Below are 15,985 nucleotides of genomic sequence, written 5' to 3'. Positions count from 1 at the left end.
CATGGGGGCAGCAGCTATGGACAACGCCGGAACGGGAACCGAGGACAAGCTCCGCTATTTCCTCAAGCAGGTCACCGCCGATCTGCACGAGACCCGCAAACGTTTGCGGGAGGCGGAATCCGCCGACGCCGAGCCGATCGCGATCGTCGGGATGGCCTGCCGCTACCCGGGTGGCGTGACTTCGCCTGAGGAGCTGTGGCGGCTGGTCGAAGCAGGGGGCGACGGGATCTCCGGGTTCCCCGTCGACCGCGGCTGGGATCTCGAAGCCCTGTACGACCCCGATCCCGAGAACCAGGGCACGAGTTACGTGTCGCAGGGCGGGTTCCTGCACGACGTCGCGGACTTCGACCCCGCGTTCTTCGGGATCTCGCCCCGTGAGGCGCTGGCGATGGACCCGCAGCAGCGGCTGCTGCTCGAATCCTCGTGGGAGGCGATCGAGCGGGCCGGTATCGACCCGGCTTCATTGCGGGGCAGCAAGACCGGCGTGTTCGCCGGGCTGATGTACCACGACTACGTGTCCGGGCTGACCGAGATCCCGGACGAGGTGGGCGGATTCCTCGGCACCGGCAACTCCGGAAGTATCGCCTCGGGACGGATCTCCTACACGTTCGGGCTCGAAGGCCCGGCGGTCACCGTCGACACCGCGTGCTCCTCGTCCCTGGTGACGTTGCACCTGGCCGCACAGGCTTTGCGACGCGGGGAATGCGACCTCGCGCTGTCCGGTGGCGTGACGGTGATGTTCACCCCGGGTACGTTCGTCGAGTTCAGCCGCCAGCGTGGAATGGCGCCGGACGGCCGCTGCAAACCCTTCGCGGACGAGGCCGACGGCACCGGCTGGGCGGAGGGCGTCGGCATGCTGCTCGTCGAACGTCTTTCCGACGCTCAGCGCAACGGACATCCGATCCTGGCGGTGCTGCGGGGGTCGGCGGTGAACCAGGACGGCGCGTCGAACGGGCTGACCGCGCCGAACGGCCCTTCCCAGCAGCGCGTGATCCGCGAGGCCTTGGTGAGCGCGCGGCTCACCACCGCGGACGTCGACGTCGTCGAGGCGCACGGAACCGGCACCACGCTGGGCGATCCGATCGAAGCCCAGGCGCTGCTGGCGACCTACGGCAAGGGCCGGCCGGCCGAGCGGCCGCTCTGGCTGGGGTCGATCAAGTCGAACCTCGGGCACACGCAGGCGGCCGCCGGGGTCGCGGGCATCATCAAGATGGTCCAGGCCCTCCGGCATGGTGTGCTGCCCCAGAGTCTCCACGGCGGCACGCCTTCGTCGCATGTGGACTGGACGGTGGGGGAGGTGTCCCTGCTGGCCGAAGCCAGGCCGTGGCCTGAGCTGGATCGTCCCCGCCGCGCGGCGGTGTCGTCCTTCGGGATCAGTGGCACCAACGCCCACGTCATCCTGGAAGAGGCGCCCGCGGCCGACGACGTCGAGACCGCGCCCCCGATCGTGACCGGAGCGGTGCCGTGGCTGCTGTCTGCGCGAACTCCGGAAGCACTGCGTGCTCAGGCTGTTCGGCTGAAGTCCTTTGTAGACGATATTGACGGGGTCGCCGCGACACTGGCCTCACGGCCGCTGTTCGCGCATCGCGCCGCGATCGTCGGGGACCATGCGGCCGGGCTGAACGCTCTCGCCGCGGGGGAGCCGTCGGGCGTCTTGGTGGAAGGGACCGCGCTGCCGGGCAAGCCGGTGTTCGTGTTCCCGGGTCAGGGTTCGCAGTGGGTCGGGATGGCTGTGGAGCTGATGGAGTCGTCGTCGGTGTTCGCGGAGTCGATGGCCGACTGCGAAACCGCGCTGGGTTCCTTTGTGGACTGGAAGCTGACCGGCGTACTGTCGGATGCCGCCGCGTTGGAGCGGGTCGATGTGGTTCAGCCGGTGTTGTTCGCGGTGATGGTGTCGTTGGCGCGGTTGTGGCGTGCGTGCGGGATCGAGCCTGCGGCGGTGGTGGGGCATTCGCAGGGTGAGATCGCGGCGGCATACGTGGCCGGCGCCTTGTCGTTGGAAGACGCGGCTCGTGTGGTGTGCCTGCGGAGCAAGGCGATTCTGGCGTTGTCCGGCCGTGGCGGGATGGTCTCGGTGGCCACGTCGGAGGAACGTGTTCGGGAGTTGCTGCCGGAGCGTGTCTCGGTGGCGGCGGTGAACGGGCCGTCGGCGGTGGTGGTCTCGGGTGACGTTGCCGGGCTGGACGACCTGATCAAACGGTGCGAACTGGTCGGCGTCCGGGCGAAGCGGATTCCGGTGGACTACGCGTCGCACTCCGCGCATGTCGACGCGATCGAACAGGACGTCCTCAGCGCACTGAAGGACATCGAACCGCGGACGCCGGCCGTCCCGTTCTATTCGACGGTCACCGGTGAGACGAGTTTCGACGCGGCCTACTGGTTCCGTAACCTTCGTGGCACTGTCCACTTCGAACAGACCGTGCGTCGCCTGCTGGCCGACGGGTTCCGGTTCTTCGTCGAGTCCAGCCCGCATCCGGTGCTGACCAACGGAATCGCCGAGATCAGTGAGGACGCCGTCGCGCTGGGAAGTCTGCGCCGGGACGAGGGCGGCCGGTTCGTGACCTCGTTGGCCGAGGCTCATGTGCGGGGATTGAGCCCGACGTGGTCGGCGGTGCTGCCCGCTGCCGAGAGGGTCGACCTGCCGACGTATGCGTTCCAGCGCAAGCGTTTCTGGCTGGAGGTAGGCGCGGCGAGTGGCGACGCGTCGGCGTTCGGGCAGGCGGCGGTGGATCATCCGCTGCTCGGCGCCGCGGTCCCGGTTCCCGGAACCGGCGGCCTGCTGTGCACCGGCCGGATCTCGCTGGAGACGCACGCTTGGCTCGCCGACCACGCCGTCGCCGGGACCGTTCTGCTGCCGGGCACCGCGTTCGTGGAACTCGCGTTGCGCGCGGGAGCCCAGATCGGCTGCGATGCGCTCGACGAGCTCACCCTCGAAGCCCCGCTCGTCCTTACCGAGCGCGGAAGTGTCCTGCTCTCCGTCGAACTCGGGGAGCCGGACGCGGACGGCCGGTGCGAGGTCGGCGTGTACTCCCGGGACACGGACGAGCCGTGGACCCGGCACGCGCACGGACTGCTGGTGCCGGCACCGGACCGTGGATCGCCGCTGGTGGAGTGGCCCCCGACGGGTGCGGAACGGATCGATGTCGACTCTCTGTATGACCAGCTCGCGCAGGCGGGCCTCGAGTACGGCCCGGCGTTCCAAGGGCTCCGGACCGCCTGGCGGCGCGGGTCCGAGGTGTTCGCGGAAGTGGACCTGCCCGAGGCGCAGACCGCCGATGCGGCCGGCTTCGGCCTGCACCCCGCCCTGCTGGACGGCGCGCTGCACGGCATCGCGCTGGGCGAATTTTCGGCAGGGGAAGGGATCCGGCTCCCGTTCGCGTTCACCGGCGTCACGCTGATTTCCCGTGGCGCGTCGAGCCTGCGGGTACGGCTGTCGCCCACGGCCGACGGCGTCGCGTTGAGCCTCGCCGACGGCGAAGGCTCGCCGGTCGCGGAGATCGATGGCCTGGTGCTGCGGCCGATGGCGGCGCCCGGCCATCGCGAGTCGTTGTTCGGCCTGGACTGGGTCCCGGCTCGCGTCGGTACAGCCTCTCCGGTGACCGCGACCGTGTGGGAGTCCGAGACCGGCGAACTGCGTCCCGTACTGGGCGCGGCGCTGGAGCGAGTCCAGGCCTGGATCGAATCCGGCGACGGCCCGCTCGTGGTCGTGACCAGGGGCGGGATCGAGGATCCGGTGACCGCCGCGGTGTGGGGGCTGGTGCGGTCCGCGCAGGCCGAACATCCCGGCCGGTTCGTGCTGGTCGACACGGATTCCGACGAGGTGGGAGCCGCGCTGTCCCTCGGCGAGCCGCAGGTCGTCGTCCGTGACGGTGTCGCGCTCGTGCCCCGTCTCGTACGCGTTCCCGAGCCAGGCGCCGCCGCGCCGTGGAGCCCCGACGACGTCGTCTTGATCACCGGCGGCACCGGTCTGCTCGGCGGTGCGGTGGCACGGCACCTGGTGGAGGCACACGGCGTGCGGAACCTGGTGCTGCTCAGCCGGTCCGGTGCCGAGGCACCCGGGGCCACCGCGCTGACCGCCCTCGGCGCCGACGTGCGGATCGTGGCCTGTGACGCGGCCGATCGCGAGGCACTGCGCGAAGTCCTGGCCGCGTATCCGGTGACCGGCATCGTGCACGCCGCCGGTGTGCTGGACGACGGACTGGTCTCCGCGCTGACCCCGGAACGGCTGGACCGCGTGCTCGCGCCGAAGGTCGACGCCGCGGTGAACCTGCACGAACTCGCGCCCGGCGCCGCACCCTTCGTGGTGTTCTCTTCCGCGGCAGGGGTCTTCGGCAATCCCGGGCAGTCCGGGTACGCCGCGGCCAACGCGTTCGTGGACGCGCTCGTCGAGCGACGCCGGGCGGCCGGGCTCGCGGGTGCGTCGCTGGCCTGGGGTTTGTGGGCCACCACGAGTGCGATGACCGGCGACGCCGACGTCGACCGGATGGCCAGGTCCGGCGTGACCGGACTGTCCACAGAGGAGGGTCTGGCGCTGTTCGACGCCGCACTGGCCGATGGCCGGCCGGTGACCGTTCCGATGCGGCTCGACCTCGCCGCGCTGCGAACCGAACTCGACGGCGACATCCCGCCGTTGCTGCGCGGTCTGATCCGGGCCCGCGCGCGGCGAGCGCCCGCCACCGGCGGCGCGTTCCGCGAACGGCTCGCCGGGCTGAGCGGTCAGGAACGCGACACCGCGATCCTGGATCTGGTGCGCGGTCAGGTCGCGGCGGTGCTCGGCCACGACGAAGCCGTCGACGCCGAGGCCGCGTTCCTCGAACTCGGTTTCGACTCGCTCACCGCGGTGGACCTGCGCAACCGCCTCGCCACCGCGACGGGGCTCCGCCTGCCGCCGTCGCTCGTCTTCGACCACCCGAACCCGCTCGCCGTCGCCGACCGGATCGCCACGGACTTGAAGACACCTGAACGGACCGTCGAGGCCCCACGGCCGGACGGGGTGTTCAGCGCGATGTTCGCCCGCGCGGTGGAACTCGACGAGGTCGGGCAGTTCATCGCGCTGGCCGCGCAGGCGTCCCGCTACCGTCCGGCGTTCACCGTGGACACCGCGGAGGAGCAGAACCTCCAGGCGGTCCGGCTCGCCAAGGGGCCGGGTGGCCCCGAACTGGTCTGCGTCCCGTCCCTGCTCGCCGGCTCGGGGCCGCACGAGTACGCGCGGTTCGCCGCGTCGTTCCGGGACGTCCAGGACGTCTCCGTGGTGCCGGTGCCCGGGTTCGGCCCAGGGCAGCCGCTGCCGGATTCGGTCGAGGCCGTGCTGCGCGCGCAGGCGGACGCGATCCTCCGCGAAGACCGCGGCCCGGTCGCGCTGGTGGCCCATTCCTCGGGCGGGCCGCTGGCCCACGCTCTGGCCACGTATCTGGAGCAGGCCGGAGCGGCGCCGCGCGCGCTGGTGCTCATCGACGTCTATCCGCAGGACCAGCACGCGCTCGACGGGATCCGCGACAGGCTCACCGACGGCGTCGCGCAGGCGCTGGACGACACCCGGCTCACCGCGATGGGCGCTTACCTGCGGCTGTTCGCCGAGCAGGTGCCCGTCGAGACCGGTGTCCCGACGCTGCTCGTGCGCGCGTCGGAGCCGTTGGAGGCTTGGCGGGATCGGACGGAGTGGCGGTCGGGCTGGGCGCTGCCGCACGACACGGTGGACGTCGCGGGGGATCACTTCACGATGCTGGAGGAGCACGCCGCGACGACCGCTGAGGCCATCCGGACGTGGCTGGCCACCAACCCGCGATCAGAGGACTAAACGCGGGTGGGGTTTTCGACGTACGCGGCCAGGTTGGCCAGCGAGGACGTGATCCCGTCCTCGTGGTCCGCCTGGCCGATCCCCGGCGGCACGTCCGTGGCGGTGACGGTCACCTCGGTCCCGTCACCGGCCGCGGCGAGGTCCCAGGTCATCGTCATGGTGCCCGCGAAGGCCGGGTCGTCGGCCTCGAACACCGCCCGCTGCACCACGCGCTCCAGCGGCACGAGATCGGCGAAACCGACCTCGACGACGTCGGTCGCGTCCGAGGATTTGCCGGGGTTGTCGGTGGCGTCGAGGTAGGTGAGGACCATCCGGAAACCGCCGCCGGGCCGTGGATCCCACTGCTCGATCCGGCCGCTCATGCCTTCCGGCGGCAGCCAGGCTTCCAGGGACGCACGGTCGAGGAGTGCGCTGTAGACGGTCTCCGGTGTTGCCCTGATGACCCGGCCGACGCGATCGATCCTGTCCATGGCCCGATACTAGGGCCAGGGACGGACACTTTCAGGGGAGTCGGCGGCGCGGGGTGAGGGCCATCGCCGGGGTGACCGTTCGCACCTCGAAGTTCGACACGGTGCTGTCGACCCGGTGGAAGAGGTTGTCCGGCCCGGCGAAACACAGCGACGTCACGCCTTGTGCACGCAGGGTGGCGACCATCGACGGCCAGTCGATCGGCCGGTCGAAGGTGTCCAGCAGCATGCGCCGTACGCCGTCGGCCGTGTCGAGCAGCGCGCCGTCCTGATCGGCGACCACCGGCAGTCCGGGGTCGGCGAGGGTGAAACCGGCCAATACCTCGGCCTCGGCCCGGCGGCGCAGGCCACCGAAGAAGGTGGAGTGCACGGCGGGGCGCATGGTGTGCATGGAATAGCCGCCGACGGCGCGGACCCGGCTCTTCACGTGGTCCAAAGCGCTCTCCCGCAACGAAAGCAGGTAGAACCCGCGATCGATGACCCCGGAGACGTCGTGGAACTCGCCTTCGTCCGCCAGTTCGGCCAGTACGGCGGAGAAACCCTCTTCGGGTGTCCGCACGAAGCAATGGGTGACGACGTCCGAGTATTCCCCGGAGAAATAAGAGATCTCGCATCGCGAGAGTTCCGCGGTGAGCCGGACGGCCTCCTCGAACGGGAGCACGCCGGTGTACGCGGTCATCGCCTTCTGGCCGAAACAGGGGCCGGCGCACACCTCGGGTTTGATCCCGAGGGCGTCCTCGGCCCAGTCGGCCAGGGAAAGACAAGTCAGCATGAAGACGACCTGCGCGGCCTCGCCGTACTCGGCGCCGGGCTCGCGGGCGCGATCCAGCAGGCGGTAGCCGAGTACGTCCTCGGCCACCGCCAGCCGCTCGCGGGCGGTCCGGTTGATCATCAGGAACCGGCCGAGATCGGCGGCCCCGGTCGGGGCCATCCCCGGGAAGATCAGCGCGGTGCGTTCTTCGGTCATTCCGTCAGCCGGCCTTCGGCTCGGCGGAAAGTTCGGCGTCGGCCAGCGCCACTTCCGTCAGCCGTCGCTTGTCGGGCTTTCCGTTGCGGTTCAAGGGGAAACGGTCGACGACCTGGATCCGGTCCGGCCGCTCGAACTCCGGCAGTACTTCACCGATCCGGGCCCGCCAGTGCCGCGTGTCATGGCCGAGCGGATCTTCGACGAAGAACACCAGCTGACAGCCGCGCCGGTCGTCGGGCAGCGGGATCACCTTGACCGAGCACAAGGTTTCGGTGACCTTGTGCTCGATGATCTCCGGGTAGAGCGTGTGTCCCTTGCGGTGGACGGCGAATTTGCGGCCCACCACGAAAAGGTTGTCGTCCTTGTCGAGGTAACCGAAATCGCCGGTGTGCCGCCAGCCCTGCTCGGCGACATCCAGCGAACCGTCGGTGGCGAGGTAGCCCGCCATCATGTCCGGGCAGTACATCACGATCTCGCCGGTTTCCCCGGCGGGCAGGCGATTTCCCTCGTCGTCGAGGATGTGCAGCTCGTGGCCGGGCAGGGCCCGGCCGCAGCCGACCGGGTTCTCGGGGTTCGCGAACGCGAGGTTCCCGAGTTCCGTGCTGCCGTAACTGTCCAGCAGCGGCAACCCGAACTGCGCCACGTAGTCGTCGCTGAGGGTGGAACCCAGTGGCGCCGCGCCACTGCAGAACATCCGCACCGTGGCCAATTCGGCACTGTAGCCGGGATTGCGCTTCACGATGTTGAGGATGCTCTGGTACGTCGAGGGAGTCCCGTCGGTCACGGTCACCCCGCACTGCCCCGCCATCCGCACCGCCCGGTCGACCCGGCGATAGGGCGCGACCACCAGCGAACACCGCACCAGCCAGGCGATCAGCACCATGGACAGGCCGTACTGGTGGGAAAACGGCAGCATCGGCATGAGCACGTCGCGGCTGTGGTGCCCGACCTGCTCGGCGTTGCGCTCGAGGTTCTTCAGGAACCGGCCGCCGTTCTTGACGACACCCTTGGGTACCCCGGTCGAGCCGGACGAGTACATGATCAGCCCGTCCGGCAGGTCGCACCACGGGCCGATCCGCAACTCCGGGTCCCGGGCGGTCTGGGTGGCCCCGGCGACCAGGAGTTCGTAGAGCAGCGCGTGCGCCCCGTCGGTGACCAGCGGGGCGTCCTCGTCGACGAGGCTGATCTTGACCCCGGCCTGGTCGAGGACGCGCTGGGTCTCGTCGGCGTGCTCCTGCTGGTCGACCAGCACGATGGACGCGCCGGTGTGCATCAGCGCGAGCAGCGTGGTCACATAGGCGGCGGAATTCCCGGCCTTCAGCATCACTCGGGTCCCAGGAGTGACGCCGCGTTCCCTTAACGCTTCCGCCACACCGAGTGCGCGGTGTTCGAGTTCGTCGAAGGTCTGCACGGAATCGGTGGCGAAGAGTCTCGCGGACATGGACTCACCCCTTCTTCGTCTTGCTGGACAAGGATTCTCCGGATTTCACCTTCGAGTCACTCCGCGATCTTGGTGCGCCCCGACCAGCGGAAGACCGCGACGTTCACGTCGTCGACCTTCTGGAATTCCCCGGCGTGAGAGAAGTGTTCGTACCCTCCGTTGACACAGATCTTGAGGTCCTCGGTCAGGTCTTCGACCTTCAGCCGGGTCTCCAGATCCGACGGCAGCGCGCGCGATCCCGTGGGGTCGATCTTGATGGGCATCATGGCAGGGCTCCTTCTCAGTGAGCGTTGTGGAACTCGGAAGGCGTGAGGACCTCGGCGATCGACTGGATGACCGCGGCTGCGTGGGTGGTGAGGTAGAAGTGACCGCCGGGATAGGTGGTCAGGGTGAACCGGCCGCTGGTGCGTTCCCGCCAGTCCCGGACCTCGTCGACAGTCGCTTTGGGATCGTCGTCGCCGACGTGGGCGTGGATCGGGGTTTCCAGCAGTGGTCCCGGTTCGTAGCGGTAGGTCTCGGCGGCGGTGTAGTCCGTGCGGATCGAGGGCAGGACCATCTCCAGCACCGCTTCGTCCTCGAAGACCTGGGAGTCGGTGCCCCCGAGTGCCTTGACCGCGGCGATGAGACCGGCGTCGTCGCGCAGGTGCACGGTTTCGTCGCGGGCGCGGGTGGGTGCCACGCGGCCGGAGACGAACAGCGCGTGCGGCTTGGTGCCGGCGGATTCGAGCCTGCGGGCGACTTCGAAGCCGAGGGTGGCGCCCATGCTGTGACCGAAAAGGACGGTCGGCCGGTCCAGCCAGGGCCGGAGCGCTTCGGCCACACGGTCGGCGAGCCCGGCGATGGTGTCGATGCCCTTTTCGGTCCGGCGGTCCTGCCGCCCCGGGTACTGGATCGCGAGGACGTCGGCGACCCGGCTCAGCGTTTTCGAAACCGGGAAGAAGTAGCTCGCGGAGCCACCCGCGTGCGGAAGGCAGACGACCCGGTAGGCCGCGTCGTCCGCGGGGTGGAACCTCCGTACCCAGAGACCCTCGTCTTTTCCGGCCACCCGGACCCTCCTGCGCATCGATGACGGGCGAATGCCCGTGTCATCGAGCGTGCGGGCGGGGGACCGGCCGGAACAACCCCTACCGACCCGGCGAGACCCCTAGGGCGTGTTTCACAAGTCAAGTTCGCGGTCTTCGCGCCCAGGTGTCCCCTGGCGGCACGGCGGGATGCGCCCGAGTACGACCCGGTACGAGGGCGATCCCGCCGCATCGCCAGGAACCACCTGGATCACGAAGCCCATCGAACAGACTTATGAAACACGCCCTAGGGCGGGACGGCGCAGGAAGCAATACGCTGGCCGGTGGGGATCACGATCATCGGTGGTCCGAGAAGAGGGTGATCGACATCGAATACGCCATCGCCTGGTCCGCCTTCCTCGGCGGCTGGCTCCTGGTCGCCGGGCCGATGTACCAGGGCGCCCTGGAACTCCGCGCGGAAAGCGAGCAGTTCGACGACCTGCGCTCGGTCAGGACGCGCGTTCCCACCGGCCGAAGTGGCGTCTCCCGCTGGTGGTGGTTGCTGCCGCCGGTGGCCATCGCCAAGGAACGTCGCCGCCGGGACAAGGTGCACCGCGAGATCATGGAGTCGCTCACCGCCCAGCAGCGGCGCACCATGACCACCTTCGCCAACAAGGCCCGCGGCTGGTTCATCGTCTGTGCGGGCGCGTTCTTCATCGCCCTCAAGGAGACATGGCACCTGCACGAGCTGTACCACTGGTCATTGTGGACCTACATCGCGCTCGTGCTCGTCCCGCTGGTGCTGAGTCTCGTTCACACGACGCGCGGTGTCCGCCTCACCGTGCTCATTCTGGGTGACGCGGACTGATCGTGTCGCGGGTGATCGATTCCACCTTCTCCTGCGCTTTCTTCGCGTCGGTGACCCAGAGCTTGTAGAAGTCGAAGGGGCAGTCCGCCACGCCCTTGTCGCCCTCGCCCGAGTCCCGCACGCCGGTGTACCCGCGGTGCAGCAGCTTGAAGATGTGGTTCTGCGACTGGTCGTAGGTCCGTGCGTCGCGGATCGCCGAAACCGACAGTTGTGCGTACTGGATCCCGTACTCCTCCTCGCCGGTCTCGCCGAGAGTGCGCCCGTCGAAGCCGATGATGGCGGAATGGCCGAAGTAGGAATAGACGCCGTCGAACCCGGCGGCGTTCGCCACGGCCACGTAACAGTTGTTGGCCCACGCCATCGCCTTGGCCATCAGCACCTGCTGCTCCTTGGCCGGGTACATGTACCCCTGGCAGCGCACGATCAGTTCGGCGCCCTTCATCGCGCAGTCGCGCCAGATCTCGGGATAGTTCCCGTCGTCGCAGATGATCAGCGAGATCTTCAAGCCCTTGGGGCCGTCGCTGACGTAGGTCTCGTCCCCCGGGTACCAGCCCTCGATCGGGCACCACGGCAGGATCTTGCGGTACTTCTGGACGATCTCGCCTCGATCGTTGATGAGCACGAGGGTGTTGTACGGCGCCTTGTCCGGATGGTTCTCGTGCCGCTCTCCGGTGATGGAGAAGACGCCCCAGGTCTGGGCCTCCCGGCAGGCCGCGGCGAAGATTTCGGTCTCCTCGCCGGGAATGGTGGCCGCGGTCTCGTACATCTCCTTCGGGTCGTACATGATGCCCTGGGTCGAGTACTCCGGGAACACCACCAGGTCCATACCCGGCAGCCCGCTCTTCATGCCCACCACCATTTCGGCGATCTTGCGGGCGTTGTCGAGGACTTCGGTCCTGGTGTGCAGGCGCGGCATCTTGTAGTTGACCACCGCGACGCCGACCGTGTCCGGGCTGGCGGAAATGTCACCGTGTCGCATGAGGACTCCTCTTCTCCTGGTGGGTTTTCTGGAGCAGGGCGGCCGCCGCGACCAGCGCGACGGCGATCGTGGCGGCCAGCAGCGCGGTGCCGCCGTCGCTGCGGTAGCCGCCGGTGAGGCCGAGAAAGGCGGGCACCGAACAGGTCGGCTGGCTGAGCAGGAGGACGGTCCAGCCGGTGAACCTCGTCAGCCGGTCCATGCCGAGCCCGAGCACCAGGAAGAACAACGTCCACAACAGGGCCCAGGCCAGCCAGATGACCCCGAACACCGGATCCTTGTCGTGCCAGAACGAGATTCCCGCGTACACCACGGCGGCGCCCGCCACGAAGAGCGAGAACCAGCCGATGCCTTCGGACGGGAGACCGGCGAGGTTCGCGATGCCGACGTACAGGTAGGTGAAACCGAACAGGTACAGGCCCGACGCGCCGAGGATCGCGTCCGGATTCCCGTCGGCCTGGACGATCAGGACAGTGGGGGTGACGCACTGCAGCGCCCCCACGAAGAGGTTGAGCACCGCCGCCGAACGGGGCGGTATCCGGCCGAGCAGCATCAGGCCGTTGACCATGAGGGCGGCGCCGACGTAGAGCAGGCCCACGTTGCCCATGCTCACCTCCCTCGTAATGTGCATCACCTGAAATAGTTCCAAATGAAAGTATGTGAGCTACCGGAGCCCGTCAAGCCCGGGTTGTTCTACAGGCGGGTGAGGACTTCGAAGTCGTAGCCGTCGGCGATCGCGAGATGGACGTGCTGATCGGCCTGCTGCCCGCGGAACTCGATCGTCCCCCGCGGCCCGTGATAAGCGACGCCGTCGATCGCCGCGTTGAGCGCGGGAAGATCCGGCTTGCCCGCCCGGCGGACGAGTTCCGCGAGTGTGTGCAGCCCCTCGTAACAGGATTCGGCCGCGTTGTTCAGCGCCGGCGCTCCGGGCCCATTCCGGTCGACGTAGCGGCCGAGCAGGTCCATGGCGTCCGCCGTGACCATGGACCGGAAGTAGGCCGCGGAGACGTAGAGGTTGTCGGTGGCGTGCGCGCCGCTGGCGAGGAGCATGTTCTCCTCCATCAGCGGGCTGAACCGGACGAGGCGTTCGCTGAGACCGCGCGCGGCGAAGGCCCGGTTGAAGCGCACCGCGTCCTGCCCGACCAGCAACATGAGGACACCGTCGCTTGTGGACTGTTCCACCGCGCGGACCACTGTGGACATATCGCCGGTGCCGAGCCCGACGAACGCCTCGCCGGTGATCCGCAGGCCGAGGTCCCTGGCGTAGTGCCGGATCGCCTGTGCCGACCGGCGGGGCCAGACGTAGTCGTCGCCGACGACGAACCAGCGCCGGGCGCCGAGGTGGTCCCGGAGCCAGCGCAGGGCCGGTTCGATCTGGCAGCGCGGTGTCTCGCCCGTGCAGAAGATGCCCGACCTGCGCTCGCCGCCTTCGTAGAGTGAGGTGTACACGTACGGCAGCCTGTCGGCGACCACCGGCGCCAGCGCGTGCCGGACCGAGGAGATGTGCCAGCCGCTCACCGCGTCGATCTGCCCGCTGTCGACGAGCCGCCGCAGGTCCGCGGCCACCTGTGCGGGGGCCGCGCCGCCGTCGACCACCTCGGCCTCGACCTGCCTGCCCAGGATTCCGCCGGATTCGTTGAGTTCGTGGACGGCCAGTTCCGTGATGGCCTCGCAGGACGGGCCGAACAGCCCGGCTGGCCCCTGCAGCGGAAGCACCATGGCCACGCGCCAGGTGTCGTCGCCGGTGGCGAGCTGGAGGGGCATGGCGCTCCGTGCGGTGGCCCGGTAAGGTCAAATTGCTTTCACCTGGAAGTATTGCGGCGGGGTCCGGTTTTGGCAAGGGGACGGGATATGGGGTCACGTGGGGCGGCGACCGCGGGGATGTCGCTCACCGGCTCGCTCACCCGTGCCGCGCGGAGCGTCGCGGCCAGGGCGGATCAAGTGCTCGCCAAGGAGGGGCTGACCCTGGACCAGTGGCTGGTGCTGGACGCGTTGAGCGGAAAGGGTGGCCTGTCCATGGCAGACCTCGCCGACCGCACGCTGACCACCGGGCCGACCCTGACCAGGGTGGTCGACAAACTGGTGACCACCGCGCAGGCCTATCGCGAGGTCGACGTCGCCGATCGGCGCCGGGTGCTCGTCCATCTCAGCGCCCGTGGCCGTACGACGCACCGGCGCGTTGCCTCGAAGGTGGCAGACGTGGAAGCCCGCCTCGGCGTGCCGGACGAGGTGCTCGTCGTGTTGAGGAGTCTTGGCGGCTGAAGCCCGTTCGGCCTCCCGGAGCCGAGGGTGGCCGGACGTGATCTTTCTTACGACGTGCGCGCACCGGGAAGACCGGCGTGTGGGGAAAAGTCGACGAACTGCTCCCCGGAGAGGTCAACGAGCGTCATGGCGAACTCAAGACGCCCGGCCCGAGTTCTGAGAGTCCCGCCGCGAAAGCGCGTTCGCGCTTCGCAGCGGGACCGTCTGTGACGTGCCCCCGGCAGGACTTGAACCTGCGACCTAGAGATTAGAAGGCTCTTGCTCTATCCAGCTGAGCTACGAGGGCCGGCGTCGGCGACGTGGGAGTCGCCCAGCTTCGGCAGCTTAGCCGTCACCAACCTGTCGATCGTTCGACACCGCCAGATCGTTTCAGGTCCGGCCCACCGTTTTTTGGAACACCCGTGAGCGCGTCACAACGCGCGGTGACGCGCTCACGGGCCGGGGCCGCCTCGGGGGAGCGGCCCCAGGGTTCGCGCTGGTCGCGAGTCGACTCTCCTGCAAGCGACCAGCGCGAACCGTCGGGGTGGTCAGTCCCAGATCTTGAGGGCGCGGATCACGAACGGTCCCTGGGGCACGTAGGTGCCGCCACCCGGATAGGTGATGAAATCTCCCTCCGTGGTGCACTCTTCGCTCTGGTAAATCGTGACGTCGCGGCTCAGCCGGTTCACGAACGAATGACCGTCGAAGCCTTCGGGCAAGGGAATGCATTCCTCGGGATTCGAGGTGCGCAAGTCGAATCTCTGCGCGGTGCCGCTGAACGATTCTTCCGGCCACACGCAGAACTCGCCCTTCTGGCAGGCGGGTGCGGGCGGTGTGGTGGCGGCGCTTGCGACTCCAGTGCTGGTCAGCAGGCTGAGCATGGCCAGGAGGAGCACGTGCGGAAGGCGTGCGCGCAGGTTCGTCAAACGTCGGTGCATGGCTGGGTTCTCCCCCGTGAATCAGCGGCTCGATGGCCGCCGGTGAATGTGTGATTCCACGATGACGCGCCATGCCGGCTTTGTCTGCCCGCATTTCTACTTCTGTGGATAAGTAGTTGTGCGCCGCTCGATCGGGCCGAGTTGTCCACATATCACCGGAACCGCCTTGTGCTCTCCGGAGTGGGGTGCTAAACGGGCGCGGTGGAGTCTCGGACGACCAGTTCAGCGGGCAGTTCGGCGGGTGCGGGTGTCTTGGTCCCGCGCAGCAGGCCGAGCACCAGTTCGCCGGCGGCCCGTCCCTTGGCCGAGAGATCCTGCCGGACCGTCGTCAGCGGTGGTTCGGACCATCGGGCGGGCGGGACGTCGTCGAAGCCCACCACGGAAAGATCACCCGGAACGGACAGTCCGAGCTGCCGCGCCGCCGAGATCGCCGCCAGCGCCAGCAGATCCGACATGCACAGCAGCGCCGTCGGCCGCGGCTGCCGGTCGAGCAGGCCGAAAGCGCTCGGGAGGGCTCCCCCCACCGACAGCCCGGACGCCTCCCAGATCGGTACGTCCGCCATCGGGACACCCGCCTCGGCCAGCGTTTCCAGGTAACCGGCCATCCGCTCGCGGTTGTCGTGGAAACGGCTGTTCCCGGCTTCCTCCGGGCTCAGTTCGCCACCGCGCGGCGCCGAGAGACATTGCGCCGACAAGATCCCGATCCGCCGATGGCCGAGGTCGAGCAGGTGCCGGGCCGCGGCGGCCGCCCCCGCCCGATCTTGGACTCCGATGCGGGCGGCGCCGCGGACGTGCGGCTGATCGATCACCACCAGCGGGAGCCCCCGGTCGCGGACCGCCGTCAGCGCCGGCGCGCCGTCGGCCAGCGAATACGCGACGGCGATGTCGGCCTGCGCGGTCAGGATCCGCTCCGCGCGCGGCCCGCCGCTCTCGCCATCGCCGGGGAGCAGCAGGAGGGCGTGGCCTTCGGGATCGACGACGGTCGCGAGCGCGTCGAGGGTGACCGACAGCGCGGGATCCGAGAACGCCGTCGACAGGTTCGTGTCCAGCATGACGGCGATCGCGCCGTTGCGGCTGGTGGCCAGGCTGCGCGCCGTCGGGTTCGGCCCCGCGTAGCCGAGTTTCTTGGCCGCGCGCAGCACCTCTTCCCGCAGCCGGGCGGACAGCTGGTCGGGCCGGTTGTAGGCGTTCGAAACGGTCGCCCGCGACACGCCGACGGCGTCGGCGACATCGTCCAACGTCGGTCGTCGCCGTCGCGTGCTGGTCACCGGGCGAGTCTAGTCACTGAA

The 15,985-nt window shown here is 69.0% G+C and carries 13 protein-coding genes and 1 tRNA gene; 3 read left to right on the top strand and 11 right to left on the bottom strand.

Annotated features, from left to right (window positions below):
- Nucleotide 1 precedes the first annotated feature (1 nt).
- Nucleotides 2-5,797, top strand: a complete 5,796-nt coding sequence (locus ACLJRL_RS22550; protein ID WP_410658218.1) for an SDR family NAD(P)-dependent oxidoreductase — start codon at nt 2-4, stop codon at nt 5,795-5,797.
- On the opposite strand, the gene ACLJRL_RS22545 is transcribed toward ACLJRL_RS22550, so the two are convergent.
- From ACLJRL_RS22545 to ACLJRL_RS22525, 5 genes are read right to left on the bottom strand one after another with little or no spacing between them, the layout of a single operon-like run.
- On the bottom strand, nt 5,794-6,267 hold the full coding sequence (locus ACLJRL_RS22545; protein ID WP_410658217.1) for an SRPBCC family protein: 474 nt from the start codon (nt 6,265-6,267) through the stop codon (nt 5,794-5,796). The genes ACLJRL_RS22550 and ACLJRL_RS22545 overlap by 4 nt on opposite strands.
- Before the next feature lie 31 nt (nt 6,268-6,298).
- On the bottom strand, nt 6,299-7,231 hold the full coding sequence (locus ACLJRL_RS22540; RefSeq protein ID WP_410658216.1) for an ACP S-malonyltransferase: 933 nt from the start codon (nt 7,229-7,231) through the stop codon (nt 6,299-6,301).
- A 4-nt stretch (nt 7,232-7,235) separates the two neighbouring features.
- Nucleotides 7,236-8,672, bottom strand: coding sequence for a class I adenylate-forming enzyme family protein (locus ACLJRL_RS22535; RefSeq protein ID WP_410658215.1), 1,437 nt, complete (start codon nt 8,670-8,672; stop codon nt 7,236-7,238).
- A gap of 56 nt (nt 8,673-8,728) precedes the next feature.
- Nucleotides 8,729-8,938: a DUF5988 family protein gene (locus ACLJRL_RS22530; protein ID WP_410658214.1), complete on the bottom strand. Its 210-nt coding sequence runs from the start codon at nt 8,936-8,938 to the stop codon at nt 8,729-8,731.
- A gap of 14 nt (nt 8,939-8,952) precedes the next feature.
- Nucleotides 8,953-9,717, bottom strand: a complete 765-nt coding sequence (locus tag ACLJRL_RS22525; protein ID WP_410658213.1) for a thioesterase II family protein — start codon at nt 9,715-9,717, stop codon at nt 8,953-8,955.
- 335 nt (nt 9,718-10,052) lie between these two features.
- On the opposite strand from ACLJRL_RS22525, the gene ACLJRL_RS22520 reads away from it, so the two are divergent.
- Nucleotides 10,053-10,541: a hypothetical protein gene (locus ACLJRL_RS22520; protein ID WP_410658212.1), complete on the top strand. Its 489-nt coding sequence runs from the start codon at nt 10,053-10,055 to the stop codon at nt 10,539-10,541.
- On the opposite strand, the gene ACLJRL_RS22515 is transcribed toward ACLJRL_RS22520, so the two are convergent.
- From ACLJRL_RS22515 to ACLJRL_RS22505, 3 genes are all read right to left on the bottom strand, one after another.
- Nucleotides 10,519-11,520: an aliphatic amidase gene (locus tag ACLJRL_RS22515; RefSeq protein ID WP_410658211.1), complete on the bottom strand. Its 1,002-nt coding sequence runs from the start codon at nt 11,518-11,520 to the stop codon at nt 10,519-10,521. The two genes, ACLJRL_RS22520 and ACLJRL_RS22515, sit on opposite strands and share 23 nt — an antisense overlap.
- Nucleotides 11,507-12,124 carry an AmiS/UreI family transporter gene (locus tag ACLJRL_RS22510; RefSeq protein ID WP_410658210.1) on the bottom strand — a complete coding sequence of 206 codons (618 nt, stop codon included), beginning with the start codon at nt 12,122-12,124 and terminating at the stop codon, nt 11,507-11,509. The genes ACLJRL_RS22515 and ACLJRL_RS22510 overlap by 14 nt, the downstream gene beginning before the upstream one ends.
- Before the next feature lie 86 nt (nt 12,125-12,210).
- Nucleotides 12,211-13,281: a substrate-binding domain-containing protein gene (locus ACLJRL_RS22505; RefSeq protein WP_410658209.1), complete on the bottom strand. Its 1,071-nt coding sequence runs from the start codon at nt 13,279-13,281 to the stop codon at nt 12,211-12,213.
- 87 nt (nt 13,282-13,368) lie between these two features.
- On the opposite strand from ACLJRL_RS22505, the gene ACLJRL_RS22500 reads away from it, so the two are divergent.
- The gene (locus tag ACLJRL_RS22500) at nt 13,369-13,779 is read left to right on the top strand and encodes a MarR family winged helix-turn-helix transcriptional regulator (RefSeq protein ID WP_410658208.1); all 411 of its coding nucleotides are present in this window, start codon (nt 13,369-13,371) and stop codon (nt 13,777-13,779) included.
- Nucleotides 13,780-13,991: 212 nt separating this feature from the next.
- On the opposite strand, the gene ACLJRL_RS22495 is transcribed toward ACLJRL_RS22500, so the two are convergent.
- From ACLJRL_RS22495 to ACLJRL_RS22485, 3 genes are all read right to left on the bottom strand, one after another.
- Nucleotides 13,992-14,065: transfer RNA gene (locus ACLJRL_RS22495), tRNA-Arg, on the bottom strand.
- A 241-nt stretch (nt 14,066-14,306) separates the two neighbouring features.
- Complete coding sequence (locus ACLJRL_RS22490; RefSeq protein WP_410658207.1) at nt 14,307-14,696, bottom strand: peptidase inhibitor family I36 protein; 390 nt, start codon at nt 14,694-14,696, stop codon at nt 14,307-14,309.
- A gap of 188 nt (nt 14,697-14,884) precedes the next feature.
- The gene (locus ACLJRL_RS22485; RefSeq protein WP_410658301.1) at nt 14,885-15,934 is read right to left on the bottom strand and encodes a LacI family DNA-binding transcriptional regulator; all 1,050 of its coding nucleotides are present in this window, start codon (nt 15,932-15,934) and stop codon (nt 14,885-14,887) included.
- Between the last annotated feature and the right edge of the window lie 51 nt (nt 15,935-15,985).

It is taken from the genome of Amycolatopsis sp. lyj-112 (genome assembly GCF_046549055.1).
Taxonomy (GTDB): domain Bacteria; phylum Actinomycetota; class Actinomycetes; order Mycobacteriales; family Pseudonocardiaceae; genus Amycolatopsis.
This window is presented reverse-complemented; position numbering and strand designations above follow the sequence as displayed.

Excerpts from the sequence above, each read along its gene's own strand:
- ACLJRL_RS22530 (WP_410658214.1), bottom strand. The coding sequence starts at position 8,938 with ATGATGCCCATCAAGATCGACCCCACGGGATCGCGCGCGCTGCCGTCG.
- ACLJRL_RS22550 (WP_410658218.1), top strand. The coding sequence starts at position 2 with ATGGGGGCAGCAGCTATGGACAACGCCGGAACGGGAACCGAGGACAAG.
- ACLJRL_RS22490 (WP_410658207.1), bottom strand. The coding sequence starts at position 14,696 with ATGCACCGACGTTTGACGAACCTGCGCGCACGCCTTCCGCACGTGCTC.
- ACLJRL_RS22540 (WP_410658216.1), bottom strand. The coding sequence starts at position 7,231 with ATGACCGAAGAACGCACCGCGCTGATCTTCCCGGGGATGGCCCCGACC.
- ACLJRL_RS22510 (WP_410658210.1), bottom strand. The coding sequence starts at position 12,124 with ATGGGCAACGTGGGCCTGCTCTACGTCGGCGCCGCCCTCATGGTCAAC.
- ACLJRL_RS22500 (WP_410658208.1), top strand. The coding sequence starts at position 13,369 with ATGGGGTCACGTGGGGCGGCGACCGCGGGGATGTCGCTCACCGGCTCG.
- ACLJRL_RS22515 (WP_410658211.1), bottom strand. The coding sequence starts at position 11,520 with ATGCGACACGGTGACATTTCCGCCAGCCCGGACACGGTCGGCGTCGCG.
- ACLJRL_RS22535 (WP_410658215.1), bottom strand. The coding sequence starts at position 8,672 with ATGTCCGCGAGACTCTTCGCCACCGATTCCGTGCAGACCTTCGACGAA.
- ACLJRL_RS22505 (WP_410658209.1), bottom strand. The coding sequence starts at position 13,281 with ATGCCCCTCCAGCTCGCCACCGGCGACGACACCTGGCGCGTGGCCATG.
- ACLJRL_RS22545 (WP_410658217.1), bottom strand. The coding sequence starts at position 6,267 with ATGGACAGGATCGATCGCGTCGGCCGGGTCATCAGGGCAACACCGGAG.